We start from the raw sequence: 14,936 nt of genomic DNA, 5'->3' as shown, positions 1-14,936 counted from the left end.
CGGACGTCAGGGTCTGGGAGTTCAGGGCCTGGTGGGAGCGGGCGGGGGTCAGGGCCTGGTGGCAGCGGGCGGCTGCTTCGCACGCCACCGTCCCCACCAGGCCCGCCACCACGGGGCGGGCGCCGGCGGCAGCACCGGCACCGGTGGCGGCGCTGCGGGCAGCACGGCCTCGGCGGATGGTGCCGCGATGGCCACCGCATCCGGCCGCGGCAGCGCGGTCACGGTGAACCGGCACTCCGCAGGGGAGACCTGGAGCGCCACGGCCCGGCCCGAGACGTGCCGGCTGCGCGCCACGCGCTGCTCACCGCCCCGCACGCCGTCCTCCCAGGTGATGAGCGCGAGCACGGCGGGCTCGGGCCACTCGAACCGCAGCTCGGCACGGTCGGCGGCCACCCGCCGCACCGCCAGGTCCCGTACCTCCCCTTGGCGTTCGACGACGATGTTCGGCCCCGAGACGGCGCGGTCGCCGAGCACGCTCACGGCCGTCATCCGCAGCCGCTCACGGGGCGGCGGCAGCACGTCGGCGCAGGTCGGCGGCGCGCCGTCGGGCGACGCGAGGCGGCCGACGTGCTCGGACACGTCCGCGCCCGGCGGCAGGGGGTGCGCGAACCACGGCACCAGGTGGGCATCGCCCCGGGCGGGCGGCCGCCACGCGATGCGTACGCGGCCGTCGTCGAGGCGCCGGACGGTGAGCTCATCCACCGGTGAGGGCCAGCGGTCGACGCGGGTGGTGACGGTGCGCCCGGGTGACCAGACGAGACGGCCGCCGGGCCCCGGGTAGGCGCAGCGGACCTCGTAGACGTACCGGCCCACGGTCAGCGGCGCGTCCAGGAGCCGGTCGTGCTCGCAGAACACGTGCTGCGGCGGGCCGTCTTCGCCCTCGGCCATCCGTACGACGCTGACCTCCAGGGCCGACGGGTCCGGCCGCCACCGCAGCCGCACGCCGTCCGGCACCGCTTCGGCGCGCAGCTCCGAGACGTCCGGAGTGAGCAGTACTTGCGGGGTGACGCGGGGCACCCCGGCGATGCGGTCCCCGCGGACGGGGAACACGGCGTAGCGCAGGGGGCGTCCGGTGGGGGGATCGAGGTCGACCGTGGTGAGGGCGCTGTCGTCCGACACCTCTACGGCGAGCTCGGGCGCGCCCTCGACGTACCGGAGCACGCGGTACGAGACCGTGCCCCCGCCGCGGACCGGGGCGCGCCAGGACAGTCGTAGGGTCCGGTCGTCGACGACGGCCGTCACCTCCGACTCCACCGGGGCGGACGGCTCGTCGGCCAGGAGCGCGGCGACGCGGAGGAGGCCCGCCCGCGCGTCCACGTCGTCGCGGGCCTGCCGCAGGGCGCCGAGCCAGGCGGCCGCCGCGCCACGGAGGTCACCGCGATCCGTCAACTGCTCCGCTGTAAGGGTGAGTTGACGTACGGCGGTGGAGCGGGCGTGGAGAGTGTCGAGCAGGGCGGCCAGCACGTGGTCCGTGGGCGCCGGAGGGACGAGGTGTGCGAGGCGTTCGGCCTCGCGCAGCCTGGTGCCGGGCCAGATGTCGTTGAGGGTCTCGGCCGCGTCCCGGGCATCGCCTGCCGCCGGGAAGCGGACGGCGGCGACGGCGTCCACGAGCGGCCCCGCCTCGGCGCGGTGCACGCCGAGGGCGACGGCGTGCGCGGCGGCGGGCGGCGCGTGGGTGGGCCGGGGGCCGTGCTCCGCGGTGCCGTCGCTCAGTCGGCAGCACAGTTCCCACAGGACGATGCGGCGCAGGCCCATCGGGTCGTCGCGTACGACGGTCTCCAGGACGTCCACGACGGCGGCCACGTCCATGGCGCGCGCGTGCGCCGAAGACATCCACCGGTCGCGTGACTCCTGGACGTACGCCAGATCGACGCGCTGCCACAGGCCGCCGCGTGCGGGGAACCACAGGCCGTCGAGGACGCGGAAGCCGTCGTCGGTCTCGGCCTTCGGCAGGGTGCCGAACAGCGCCTCCGTCGATTGTCCCGAAGCGGGCGCGGGGGCCGGGGCTCGGAGGGCGTCCGCGGCGTGGCGGAAGCCGAGTTTCCTTAACGTCGCGTGCAGTTGGACGTAGCCGCGCATCGCAGGGAAGGCGGGCAGCGTCGGCAACGGGAGCCCGGAGGCGCCGCCGTCGTCCGGCGGGCGTGCGCCGGGTCGCCAGCTCGTCATCGGTCAGCCGCCCGGCGTCGTGTAGAAGTACACCCTGACCGTCGCCGTCGAGGCGGGGTCGCCCAGCTTGTGGAAGTCGTCCGTCGCCGTCTTCTTCGTGAACATGTCCGAACGGCCCTTGTTGAGTGCGGAGTTGACGCGATGCGCGTACGCCTCGCCGTTCCTGGAGCCGCCGAACGTCAGCACCAGTGCTGCCTCCCGCCCCGCCCACTTCCCGGTGTTCTTGTGGATCTGCCGGGCCAGATCGCCCTTGTCCGCGCCCTTGACCCGGAACTCCTCCGGTTCCAGCTCCACCGAGCGGGGGCCCGCGGGGGGCTTGGACGTGGAGGGCGACGGCTTCGGTTTCCGCTCGGACGCCTTGGGGCGGTCGGCCAGGGGGTCGGGGCGGTCGGCCATCGACACCAGGGCGAGCACGAGGAGCAGATCGGCGAAGAGCCACCCCGCGAGGACGACCACGCTGATCCGCCCCCGGCGTCGCGGTCGGCTCACGCGTCACCTCCGCCGGGCGGTTGGCGCGGTGGGCGCGGCGGTGAGTCGACGGGTTCCGCGGGGGAGGGGATGCGACGTCCCCGGGCGGGCAGGGCACGGGTCGCCTCGCTGCGGAGACTGTCGTCGGCGGTGTGACCGTCGGGGGCCTGTCGATCGCCGGTCTGTCCGTCGGCGGTGTGCCCGCCGGCCGCGTCGACGCCGACGTCGACGCCGCTCCAGGCGTCACTGCCCGCCGTGCCGCCGGTCGCCGTACCGCCGCCGTACGGCGTGCCGTTGCCCGTCGTGCCGCCGTACGGCAGGCCGTCGTTCCCGGAGGGGCCGTACCCAGCGGCCGGGTCTCCGTTCGCGCCACCGCCCCAGCCGTGTCCGTTCCCCGCCGTTCCGGCCGACGCCGGCACGGTCGGTGTTCCCAGCAGGGTCGACGCCGGCGCGGGCACGGTCGGTGGCGTGCCCGGCAGGCCCGACGCCCCCACCAGCGCCCCGATCCGTGCGTCGAGCCGTGCCGCCGCGTCCTGCCAGTGCGCCGCCGCCGCGTCCCACCGCTCCGTCGCCTCGCGCATCCCGTCCACCGCGTCGCCCGTGCGCCCCGTGCTGTCGACCAGTGCCTGCGAGGCCCGGTCGGTGGCCGCGGCCACCGTCTCCGACTTGGTGACGAGGGACTGCTGGGCGGCGATCAGGGACTTCAGGGAGGACTCGACCGTGTCGCCCGCCGTCTTGACGCGGTCGGCGATGTCGCGTGCCGCGTTCGCGTCGGCGGCGCTCGCCTTGGCCGCCGCCTTCCGGCCGTCGAGCAAGGTCTGCTCGATGCGGGACGCCGCGGCGCCCAGCTTCGGTACTTCGAGGGTCAGCGCGTCCGCCGCGGCCTTCAGCGCGTCGATGGACCTGCTCACCGTCGTCGTCGTGCCGGTCAGCGCCTTGTGGCTGGTCTCCGCCTTCGACGCGAGCTGCCGCATCTGGGTGGCCGCCTTGGTCAGCTCCGAGGTGAACTGCTGGGGCGAAGCGCTGCGGTGCGGGGCGAGGACCATCTGCGTACGCGTGAGGACGGAGGCGAGCTCGGCCAGGAGCCGCTCCCGCTCGCCCTGCTGTTCCGTCTCCTCCCGGTCCGTACGCGCCCTCACCCGCGCGTGCCACACCGAGAGCAGGACGAGGAGGGCGATCAGGAGCACCGCCATCAACGCCACGTTCTCGAAGCGGCCGAGGGCCGACAGATGTCCGCCGAAGCCGGACTGCCACAGCTGGAGGAAGGGCCGCGTCGACTCCTTGGGGTCCTCCTTGCTCAGCTCCCCGTACGCCCGCACCGCCTCCCGCAGCCCGAACCACGTCACCAGGAGCGGGATGAACACGAGGATCCCCAGCGCTGCCTCCAGGCGGCCGTCGTGCCGCCCGGCCTGCCCGGTGGGCGGCGTGAGCACGCTCTCGGGGCGTACGTAGGCGTCCACGAGGTCCACCTCGGCCCACCGGTCCAGCTGGTGTGCGGGTTTCAAGTCCTTCGCCAGTACGGTCAGTTCGGCCGACCGGGGTGCGAGCGATGGATGGGCTGCCAGACGCTGCAACTCATCGATGAGTTTCTGCTTGTCCAGCAGTTCTGCGGGCGTCAAACGCTTCCCCCTGCTCTCGGGCCTCGCCGGTTCCTCCCGTCGCGGTTCAACCGCCGCAACAGGGCCTCGGCATCGGCGTGTTCAGGATTCCATGTGAGGCACTTCCCCAGGGCCTCAATCGCCTCATCGCGTCCGCCGAGGCGCTGTAGTTCGACCGCGTGCCGGTAGGTGCGCTCCGCGAGGAGCCCGCGCACGCGTTCGCTCGTCGGGTCATGGCTGTACGCGCACCGCAGCCACCGTTCGGCGTCGGGGAAGTGCCCGGGTGAGGTGTCGGCCATCGCGGCGGCGCAGTGCACGTCGATCATCGCGTCGAGCACGTCGGCCCCGGCGGCCTTGGTGGCCGCTCCGAGCCACGCCGCGTGCGAGGCCTGCACGGCCTCGTCGTACCGTGCGAGCTCCAACAGATGCTCGGCGCGGGCGAGTTGGCGCAGCGCCACCCGGTCGGCGGGAGGCGGAGTCTCCGGCTCGACGGCAACCGGATCCCCGCCCACCGGCACCCGGACCGTCGGGTCCCCGACCACCGGCTCCCCGGCCTTCGACGTGAGCGTGTCGAGCAGCGCGCCCGCCTCCGCGACGACCCCCCGCAGCAGCGCCACCGCCTCCTCCGTGCGCCCCTGCCCCGCGAGCGCGCGGGCCCGCTCCACCTCTCCCCGCGGTGGCGTCTCCGCGCCCCCGACCAGCGTCGCCGTCAGGGCGGGCGCGTCCGAGAGCGTGTCGTCGGCAGGGTCGGCGGGCTGCAGCGGCCCCTCTTCCAGCGCGGCGGCCCCGGCGGCCCCGCCCGCGAGTCGCACCGCGTGCTTCAGCGCCCCCAGGGCGAGCAGCTCGGGCGGTGCCTGCACCCGGTGGCCGCCCAGCTCCGCGACCCCCGAACCGACCTGCTCCATCAGGGAGTTGCCGCCCGTCAGGAGCAGCGTGTCGACGTCGGCCGGTGTCATCCCCGACTGGTCGAGGAGCGAGCGCGCACGGTCCACCGTGCGGCGCACATGCGGGGCGAGGAAGGTGTCGAGATGGGGCCGGGTGATCCGCACCTCCAGCGGCGGCCCCGTGCCCACGTCCAGGGAGAGCTCGGCGGCCCCCGCGCTTCCCGGCGTGCTCAGCGCCTCCCGTGCCTCCTGCGCCCGCGCCCGCAGCGCGAGCCACACCTCCGGGTCCACGCCCGTCACGGAGCCGGGACCCCGGTGTCTGCGCAGCAGCCGTACCGCCGACGCGAGGACCTCCCCGTCGAAGGCGCGCCCGCCCGATGTGGTCGCACCCTCGTGGCCGAGCGCGCGGTAGTGCCCCCGCACACCGCGGACCAGGCCGATCTCGAACCCCTCGTACCCCATCCCGTACACGAGGAAGGTGCCGTTCTCCCGCTCCGACGCGTGCCCGACGACCGCGGCCATCGCGTCGCTGATGAGTCGCACCGGCGCGAGCCCCGCGTCCCGCGCCGCGTCCCGCAGGGCCGAACGCTGTGCCGACCGGTAGAACGCGGGCACGCTGATCACGGTCTGCGTGACCGTCCCCGACGTCTCCGTCTCCACCCGTTCCCGCAGGATCCGCAGCATCCGGGCCACCAGCTGTTCCGGCGGGAACGACGCTCCTTGCGCCCGGACGGGCCGCCCGCTGCCGACCCGGCTCTTGAGGCTCGGGAAGGCGACGGGCAGGACGCCCGCCGGGGCGGGCTCGCACAGCAGCCACGGCCAGTCGCCCGCCGCTGCTTCGAGCCGCCGCGCGGGCGCTCCCGGCAGCGCGAACAGCGCGCGCAGGCCTGTACTGCCGAAGTCGAGCCCGAGGCACACAGAGGCGCGCTCCACCGCTGACGTCATCCGTCGACCGTGTCTTCCCCGACCTGGAGGATGCCGCCGTAGTCGGGCCGGTCGGGCAGCGACTGCACCCGGCGCTCCGACTGGGCCACCGCCACCAGGCTGCGGAGGTTGCGGGCCTGCTGCGCGGTCTGCACCCGATTGCCCTGCCGGTGGGCCTGCTTGACGAAGTCGACCGCTTCGTTGATCTGCCGCACCGTGTCCGGCGGCGCGCCCTCCGAGGCCAGCTCGGCCTGCCGGAACTGGCTGGCCAGACCGCACTGGTGGAACACGTCGTCGAGCAGCAGCTCGGTCAGCCGCTTGTACTCGCCGCTGTCGCCCATCGCCGCCGCCCGCTGGGCCTGCTCGATGTCCCGGCGCACCTTCATCGCCTGCACCGGCTCGATGTACGTGCCGTACCGCTTCAGGAAGTGGTCGGCCTCCCGCTCCGCGTACCCCAACTCCTCGCGCAGCACATGGCTGTCGACCTCCGCGCCCGTCTCGGGGGGCGGCGTCCTCGGCCGTTCCCGGTTCGGGGTCGCCTCCAGGGTCATGTCCGTGCCGCGCACACTGATCCGTACGGTGATGATGCGGTCCGCGGAGTAGTTGAACGACACGTCCACGTGCCGGTTGATCTCGATCTCCTGCGGCAGGTCGAACTCGACCACGCCCTGCTCGTGGTTCTCGCTCGCCACCCGGCTGTCGCCCTCGTACACCGGGACGCGGATGCGGCGGCTGTCGGTCGCGTGGAAGGTCCGCTGCCGCGGCTCGGGCAGCGGATAGGGGGAGCCCGCCGGGATGATCTCGACGAACACGTCGCGCTGGGAGCCCTTGACCGCGGCGATCCCCATCGCCATGGGCGTCGATTCGTAGAGCCCCGTCGAGCCGACCGGGCGGGCGTTGACCAGGCTCTCCGCGCAGTCCTCACAGGTCTGCGCGGAGTCTTCGTTGACCTTCGCGCACTCCGGGTCCGGGCACTCCACGCCGTCGAGGGTCTCAGCGAGCACGCCCGCTCCGAAGGCGACGCACTCCATGGGGTTGATGTTCCTGCGGACCTTTTCCTTGCCGAAGTACGCCTCGACCGCCTCGTAGACGGGCCGGGTGAGCGTGCCGCCGCCCACCAGGAGGACGTCGGAGATTTCCTTGGGCGTGAGTTCGTAGCGGCCGAGCGTCTGCGTCACCACGTCCATCGTCCGCGACACGAGAGGCGCGATCATCGCGTGGAACTCGCCCTGGGAGAGCGTCATCTCGACGTCGACGAGGACGCCCTTCTCGCTGTGGTGGGCCGCCGGGATCACGATGTACGTCTCGTCGAGGTCGTTCAGTTCCCGCTTGGCGCGCTCGGCCGCCTTCTTCGCCTGGAACAGGAACGCCTTGTCGCCCGACGGATCGACCTGGTGCTCGTCCCGCATCCACTGGATGATCCGCTCGACGATGGCGAGGTCGAAGTCGTCACCCCCGAGCCAGATGTCACCCGCCGAACGCAGCACCTGGAACTGGCTGTTGCCCTCCCGGTCCTTGACCGCGTTCAGGACCGAGATGTCGAAGGTGCCGCCCCCCAGGTCGTAGACCAGGACCCGGCTGCGCTCGCCGTCCGGCTTGTGCAGGCCGAAGGCGACGGCGGCGGCCGTGGGCTCGTCCACGATCTTCTTCACCACCAGGCCCGCGTGCTCGGCGGCCTCACGGGTCGCGGCCCGCTGGGCGTCACGGAAGTACGCGGGCACGGTGATCACGGCGTGCGTGACCTGCTCGCCCAGGGTCCGGGTCGCGTCCTGCACGAGCCTCTCCAGGATCATCCGGGAGATCTCGGCGGGCGGCAGCGTCTTCTCGCCGAGCACCACGTGCGCCCGCGGATCGTCGGCCGGTCCCGGGACGATCTCGTAGCTCAGCCTGTCGCGCGCCTCGGCCACCGAGGTGTCCGCGAAGTCCCGGCCCATCAGGCGCTTCACGGACACCACCGTGTCCTTGGGCTGTCTGATCGCCCAGTTCAGCGCGTCCTCGCCGACCAGTGGCTGGTGCGGGCGGTCCTGCCGGGCCAGGCCCACCACGGACGGGGTGAGCCGCTCGCCCTTGCTGTTGGTGAGCACCGCGATGTCCCCGCGGTGCGGATCGTGGGCGGCGACCGCGCTGTTCGTGGTGCCGAGATCGATGCCGATGGCCTTCATGAACGCTCCGTTCCCTGCTCGGCGTCGCCGTTCACGGCGACAACTACCCGGGGGGCGCGCAGGATGTGCCCCCGGTATCGATATCCGCGCTGCAGGATTTCCAGGACCTCGTCGTCCGCGGCGCCGGGCTCGGCCCGGACCTCGGCGACGTGGTGGATCGCGGGCTCGGCGCGTTCGCCGACCCGGCCGACGGGTTCGACTCCCTGTCCGGTCATGGCCGCTTCCAGCTGCCGGGCGATCAGTTCGAGGCTTCGGCGGTACGACTGCGGGTCGGCCGCCGTGCCTTCGGCGAGCAGCCGGTCGAAGGAGTCCAGGGTGTCGGCGAGCACCAGGAGCAGCTGTTCGGTCAGCGCCCGGTGGGCCGCGTCCCGCGCGGCGATCGCCAGGGAGTTCTCGTGGGCCAGGCGGGCGGCGGTGGCCGTCGTGGCGGGGGGCGGGTCCTGCGTACTCATCGGAGGCGGGCTCCTCGGTGTCGCGGGGATGTCAGGTGTCGAAGGTGATCAGGCCGTCGAGGAGACGCGCGGTTTCCTCCGGGAGCGAGGATTCGGGTGGCGGACCTGTGGAGCGTTCGGCGGCGGCGAGCGCACGGTCGAGCGCCGCCTGGGCCGCAGGGATATCCGACGCGAAGTCCACGTCGTACAGGAGCAGGTCGGCGAGCATCCGGCGGCGTACGACGCGCAGTTCGTCCCACGCCTGCTGGGTGACCGGCGTCATCAGGCGCCGGGCGAGCAGCTCGAAGGAGACGTCCTGGAGGTCGGCGTGCGACGTCCGGGGTGTGACGCCCACGTCGGCCAGCGCGTCGTACGGGAACGGGCCGCCGTCCCAGCTCGTCGCGGGGTCCTTGATCATGGTGCCTCGCCTCCTTCCTGTGAGCCGCCGTCCGTGGTGCCGCTGTCCGTGGTGCCGCTGTTCGTCGGCGCGTCGAGGCGGCGCTGGACGGCGTCGAGCAGGGCGCGCCGGATGCGGCTGTTCGTCGGGTCGGCGCGGGTCGCGCGGATCAGATGGTGCAGGGCACTCCGGATGTCGTCACGGCGGAGCGACTCCTCGGCGCGGTCCGTCAACGAGCCTGCCCAGGCGGCTAGTTCACCCTCCTCTGGTGGCGTCTCCTCGCTGTCGCTGCGCATCAGGTCGCGCAGCCCGTCCACGCCGAGGTCCCGGGCGAGGAGCCGCTCCAGCTCGTCGAGCGCCTCCCCGAGTGTCTCGCGGTAGCCGTGCGTCAGGGCCTGCCCGAGGCCCACGTCCAGGAGCCCGAGCGCCTCGTGGAGGATCTTCAGGCGGCCCGGGATCGTGTGCGTGTGCGCGTCGAGGGTGAAGACCAGGGCGCGCGCCAGATTGTCGCGGGCGTGGCTGGACGCCGGGTTGAGCGCCAGGGCGCGGCGCAGGTCGGCCTCGGCTCCGTAGGCGTCGGAGTGCATGCCGTACTTGGTGCGGGTGTAGCCGCGCCACACGCCACGCATGGACAGCAACGCCGAGAGTTTGGCGTTGAGTTGGCCCACCAGCTCACGGTCGAGCGGGTGCAGGACGGGCGGTACCGCCTCGACGAGCGTGACGGCCTCGTCCAGGCAGTCGCCGCGCTGCGCGCCACCCCGGTCGACCAGGGCCTCGACGCGGCCGAGCACCGTGCCGACCACCGCCTTCTTGCTGCGCGCCTGCATCCCGCCGCGCCGGGACACGCGGACGAGTTCGGCCCACTCCTCGAGGGCGCGGGCAAGGCCGCCCGCGCCGTCGGTCAGAGCGGTGCGCGAGAGCGCGAGGCGCACGCGGACGGCCAGCTCTACGCCGTCCTGGAGGAACTTGGTGTGCCGCTCGGGCAGTTGCACGTACGCGGGATTGCGCCGCAGGAAGTCCTGGCAGTGCGCGCACCCCTCGATGTGCTCGGACGGCGTGGCCCCCGACGCGGGGCCCGCGCAGTCGGCGGGCAGCGTGGTGAGGGTGGCGAAGGCGGGCAGCGCGCGCAGGGCGGGCTCGAACTTGTGGACTTCGGAGAGGACGAAGCTCTGCGCCAACTCCGAGAAGGCCCAGCGCAGTTCGCGTACCGCGTAGACGCCGGGGTCCTTGCCCTGCTCGGCCGCCGCGTCCAGGGCGGCGGCGAGCGCGCCGAGCGGTGCCTCCAGATGGAGCAGGCGCAGATAACGGGGGCCGCAGGCGAGCGGTGCGGCTCCCGCGCCGGGCACGTCGCGCAGGCCGCCCATGTCCTTCAGTACGCGGGCCGCGCCCAGTTCGGCTTCAAGCAGTGCCGCCAACTCCTGGTACGCGGCGGCCTGTTCGGGACGCTCCTGCTCGGTGTGGCGCTGTTCGCAGGCGGACAGCTGCCCGAAGAGATGCTGGCTCAGTTCGAGGCGCAGCTGGGCCATGTCCTCGCCCGGCAGGTCACGTTCGTAGCAGGCGGCCCGTTCGGCGCGCCAGCCGTCCCAGTAGTCGTCGTCACTCAGCAGTGTCGCCCAGTAGGCGAGCGCCGCCTCCCAGGCGGTGACGGCGTGCTCCCAGGCCCCGCTCTGCTCCAGCTCCTGCGCCTGCCAGAGCCGGGCGGCGGCCAGCCCATGGACGACGGACATGTCGCCCGGCGCCGCCGCGAGCCGCCGCTCCCACTCGGCGGCTGCGGCTTCCCGGTCCCTGGCGAGCAGCAGGAGAAGGGGCGCGTCCTGCGGGAAGCGCTCGCACAGATCCCCCAGGAGCCCTGCCCCCGCCCCTTCGTCCGGCGAGAGCCCGGCCATCGCGTCGCGCAGCGCGGCGGGGGAGTGCCACCGGTACAGGAGCGCGTCAAGCTGGAGCCGCCGCCCCGGAAGCCGCAGCCGGTCCCAGGCGACGCGCTCGGACCACTTCATGCCGCCGCGTTCGAGGAGCGTGTACGAGGCGTCGTTGACGACGTCCATGGTGGAGCCGGGGTCGACGCCCGCATCACGCAGCGCGAAGTACGGGTACGTCGGGTCGCTGGACGCGAAGGGATCAGCGACGAGCGGAGCGCTGGTGAGCCCGTCCGCCCACGGCAGCAGTTCGAGCAGCCGCCGGAGCCTGCGGCATCGTGCGTCGGCCCGGTCGAGGCCGCCACCGGCCCGCTCGTACGCGGCGACGGCGTCGCTCCATCGCCCACCCGCCTCCAGCAACCTCCCTTGCGCGTACGCGAGATGGGCCCGCGCGTCCCGGTGCCCCGCACACCGCCGGAAGGCGTCGACGGCCTGCTGCCACTCCTGGCGGGCGTCGGCCAGGCGTCCGCGCGCGTAGTCGCCGAGCGCGGCGGCGTCCCGGTGCTCCCCGAGCGCGGCGGCCTCCTCCTGCACGCGGCTCCAGTCCCCCTCGGCCTCGGCGAGCCGCACCTGGGCATACCGCCGCCGAGCGGCGGCGTCCCCGAAGGGCCCGGCTTCGGCGCTCCCGGGGCTCCCGGAGCTGACGGAGCTGAAGGCGTCCACGACGGCACGCCACTCCACGGCGCTCGCGGCGGCCTCCTCGGCGATTCGCGCCCGCGAGTACCGCCGCCGCACCACGACATCGACCCAGCTGTCGGGCAGCGCCTCGTACCCGAGAAGAGCGTCACCCCAGGCGCCGGCGAGCTCGTGGGTACGGGCGAGGGCGTAGAGGTGGAGGTGACGGGGTTCTTGGTCGGGTTCGGGTTCAGGTTCAGGTTCAGGGCTGGCGTCGGGCGCGAGGGCGGTCACGCTGACCCGCGCTCCGGTCTCCTCAGCAGGAGCGGCGCGGGCGGGGAGGTAGCGGGGGCTCTCGTGGGTGGTGCCGTTCTGTCTCGCTTCGGCGCCCTCCGGCGGAAGCCCCCGAGCGTAGATCTCGCAGGCGCCCGCCCAGTCGTCCGCCGCCTCCGCAAGGCGGCCCTCCGCCTTGCGGCGCAGGGCGCCGACCGCTCCCGCGCGGCCCGTGTCCGGGACGTCGGCCAGCAGGCTCAGGACCGCGCCCCAGTCGCCGCGCAGTTCGGCGGCGACCCGGGCGCGCGCATAGCGGCGCCGGTCGCGGACCTCGCCGTGGGCGTACGTGTCGGGCAGCCGGCCGAAGCCGTCGATGACCCCGGCCCACTCCGCGCGGGCGTCGGCGACCCGGCCGCGTGCGTACAGGAGACGGTCGGGCACGTCGAGGAGGTCCGACGACAGGTGGGTGAAGCAGGCCAGCGCGTCCTGCCAGCGCGACTCGTCCTGGCAGCGGCGCCCCTGGGCGTACGTCCGCAGCGCGTCGACGTCGTCGAACCCGCAGCCCGCCGGCGCCGGGCCCGCGGCCACGCACTCCGCGAAGGCGTCCGCCGCCTTCACCCAGTCGCCTCCGGAGGCCGCCAACTGGCCCTGGACGTAGTACTTGCGTGGCCGCACATCGCGGTACTCGGGGGGCAACAGGTCGAGGCCCGCGAGCGCGTCGGCCCAGCTCCCGACGCCCGCCGCGTCCAGCACCCCCTGGTACGTCCGCTCCCGCAGCCCGCTCAACCACGGCTCCGCGTCCCATCCTTGAGCCGCGGCGGCCTCCAGCTCGACGAGCGCCTCCGGCCAGGCTTCACGGTCCGCGGCATCTCGCGCCCGCGCGTAGTGCAGTCGTACGCCGCCGTCCAGGAAGTCACCGGCCCCGGCGAACCCCTCGACGGCATCGGCCCAGGTGCGCCCGGCCGCGGCGACACGGCCGGTGGCGTAGGCGTGCCAGGAAGTGAGGTCAGGGCCGGGGCAGGGGGCTTCTGCGGGGGGCGGCTCGCTGCCGCTCGCCGTGTGAAGCGCCTTCGCCTCCGCGTCCGGCCCCGCGTCCGGCCCCGCAGCTGGCCCCGCGTCCGTCACCGCCACGGCCTCCGCGAACGCCCCGCACGCCACCCCCCACTCCTCCGCCTCGGCCGCCGCCCGCCCGCGTACGTATGCCGCCCGAGCCACGGAGTCCGCGAGGCCCCGGCACGCGGCGAACCCCGCCTCCGCCGCGGCCCACTCCCGGGCGTCCTGCGCGACGCGGCCCCCCACGTACGCGGCGCCCGCCACCGCGGCCCCGTGGTCGGAGCGCCGGGCGAGGACATCGGCGTACGCGGCCGTGGCGGTCGCCCAGTCGGCGCCGACGCGGGCCCGCTCGGCGGTGGCGAAGGCCTCGGCCACGTGGAGTTCGTCGCGGGCCGTGGAGAGGCGGGACGTCGTGTCCTTGAGGCCCACCGGGTGGGCGGTGAGCAGTTCCTCGTACCGTGCGATCGCCTCCGCCCAGTCCCCGGCCCGCTCGGCGGCGCGCGCCTGCTCCGCGAGCCCCGTGAGGCGCCGGAGCCGTTCCACCTCCGCCGTGAGGCAGGCAGGCGCCGGGTCGGGCAGCGCGTCACGGAGGGACTCGAGCTGCTCGACGGCGGCGTCCGCGTCCCGCTCGGCCGCCAGCAGACCGCACAGCTTCTCCAGCTCGCCCCAGGCGAGCTCGAACGCCGCCTCCGCGCGCAGCCGCCGCTGCTCGCCCTCGAACTGGCGGGTCTCGGCCCGCAGTATCCGCTGCACCTGCGCCCACTGCCCGAGATCGCGCTGATACCGCGCCGCACCGATCAGGACCGTCGAGTCGACGTGCCCGACGGGACGCTGGAAGGCCAGCAGCGCGTCCGCGCCCTCGCGCAGCGGGTCGGCGACGGCGCCGCCGTCGTCCCGCACCTCGCGCGCCTTGAACAGCCAGCCCTGGCGGCAGGATTCGTGCAGGAACAGCGCGGGCGTCGCCCACTCCACGGCCGTGTGCCCCGGCAGATGCGAGATGCGGCGGCGCGCGGCGCCCATGGCCTCGTCGATCGTACGGTTCGCCGCGAGCCCCTTGAACAGCTCAGGACTGAACTGCCCCGCCGACACGTCGCTCACCCGCCCCCGCATCGCCACCACGGCGGGCATGCCTCCGCCGATCAGCGCCTGAGCGAGCCCGGAGAAGGGTTCGGCGAGCGAACTGTCCGCCCCGGAGCAGAGGTTGAGCGCCACGAGGCGCAGCCCCGGTGCCTTCAGGAGGATCCCGCTGAGCAGGTCGGCGGGTACGCGGTCGACGCCGCCGCCCTCGGTCTCCAGGGCCACCACGCCCTTGCCGAGTTCATGGTCGTACGTCCCGTGCGCGATCAGCAGCAGGGCGGTCGGCAGGGGCGAGTGGGCGCCGAGGGCCGTCTCCAGGCTCTTGCGCGTGGCCCGTTCGAGCACCGTGGTCTGCACGGCCACCTCGGGCAACTCGTGGCGCAGGGCGGCCACTTCGGCGTCGGGGCGCAGGCGCGGCAGGCTCGCGTCGAGGGGCGAAGCGCAGGCCACGAGCAGCCGGATCAGGCTCGGCTCGTCCGCGGGCTCCGGAAGCCGCTGGCCCAGTGGGCCGCCGGGAAGTGAACGCACCAACGAATAACCGTTGTTGAGGGCGATCGACTGCTCCGGCTGCCCCGGCGGCGCGCACAGGGTCTCCAAGGGGAGGTCACGCAGCTCCTCCGGCACGTCGAACCGGATCCGCAGTCCGCGCGCGGGCCGCATCTGCTGGGCCCGCTCCAGCGCCAGGCCGACGCAGGCGCCGACACCTTCCGGGTTCCGCTCGCCGAAGAGCAGCCGGAAGACGCCACGGCCGAGACCCTGGAGCTGCGCCACCGTGTGCTGCTCGCCCATGGGGGACAGGCCGAGCTCGGCCGAGATCAGCTCGTCCCACCGGTCACGGAAGGCGGCGGGTTCGCCGTGCACCGCGATCGCTTCGGCGGCTGTCGCGGGGCCGTTGGCGGTGACGAGATAGCGGTTCGTGCCGATGGGGCGGATGCGGATGCGGAGTTCTTCGTAGGCGAGCATCGACTGCCG

General features: G+C 74.0%; 8 protein-coding genes. All 8 read right to left on the bottom strand.

Annotated elements, in window-relative coordinates; genetic code table 11:
- Nucleotides 1-48: 48 nt before the first annotated feature.
- From AC5P1C_RS01310 to AC5P1C_RS01275, 8 genes are read right to left on the bottom strand one after another with little or no spacing between them, the layout of a single operon-like run.
- Complete coding sequence (locus AC5P1C_RS01310; RefSeq protein ID WP_493863751.1) at nt 49-2,166, bottom strand: thioesterase domain-containing protein; 2,118 nt, start codon at nt 2,164-2,166, stop codon at nt 49-51.
- A 3-nt stretch (nt 2,167-2,169) separates the two neighbouring features.
- The gene (locus tag AC5P1C_RS01305) at nt 2,170-2,655 is read right to left on the bottom strand and encodes a hypothetical protein (RefSeq protein WP_493863750.1); all 486 of its coding nucleotides are present in this window, start codon (nt 2,653-2,655) and stop codon (nt 2,170-2,172) included.
- Complete coding sequence (locus AC5P1C_RS01300) at nt 2,652-4,253, bottom strand: hypothetical protein (protein ID WP_493863749.1); 1,602 nt, start codon at nt 4,251-4,253, stop codon at nt 2,652-2,654. The genes AC5P1C_RS01305 and AC5P1C_RS01300 overlap by 4 nt, the downstream gene beginning before the upstream one ends.
- The gene (locus AC5P1C_RS01295) at nt 4,250-6,061 is read right to left on the bottom strand and encodes an Hsp70 family protein (RefSeq protein ID WP_493863748.1); all 1,812 of its coding nucleotides are present in this window, start codon (nt 6,059-6,061) and stop codon (nt 4,250-4,252) included. Before AC5P1C_RS01295 ends, AC5P1C_RS01300 begins: the two co-directional genes overlap by 4 nt.
- Nucleotides 6,058-8,202, bottom strand: coding sequence for an Hsp70 family protein (locus AC5P1C_RS01290; protein ID WP_493863747.1), 2,145 nt, complete (start codon nt 8,200-8,202; stop codon nt 6,058-6,060). Before AC5P1C_RS01290 ends, AC5P1C_RS01295 begins: the two co-directional genes overlap by 4 nt.
- Nucleotides 8,199-8,654, bottom strand: coding sequence for a nucleotide exchange factor GrpE (locus tag AC5P1C_RS01285; RefSeq protein ID WP_493863746.1), 456 nt, complete (start codon nt 8,652-8,654; stop codon nt 8,199-8,201). The genes AC5P1C_RS01290 and AC5P1C_RS01285 overlap by 4 nt, the downstream gene beginning before the upstream one ends.
- A gap of 31 nt (nt 8,655-8,685) precedes the next feature.
- Complete coding sequence (locus AC5P1C_RS01280; RefSeq protein ID WP_493863745.1) at nt 8,686-9,051, bottom strand: hypothetical protein; 366 nt, start codon at nt 9,049-9,051, stop codon at nt 8,686-8,688.
- A complete protein-coding gene (locus AC5P1C_RS01275) occupies nt 9,048-14,927 on the bottom strand; it encodes a CHAT domain-containing protein (RefSeq protein WP_493863744.1) in 5,880 nt (1,959 codons plus the stop codon). The genes AC5P1C_RS01280 and AC5P1C_RS01275 overlap by 4 nt, the downstream gene beginning before the upstream one ends.
- Nucleotides 14,928-14,936 lie beyond the last annotated feature (9 nt).

The sequence above is a fragment of the Streptomyces sp. A18 genome, from assembly GCF_059026065.1.
Note: the sequence above shows the minus strand (reverse complement) of the source record. Positions and strands in the feature narration are given on the sequence as shown.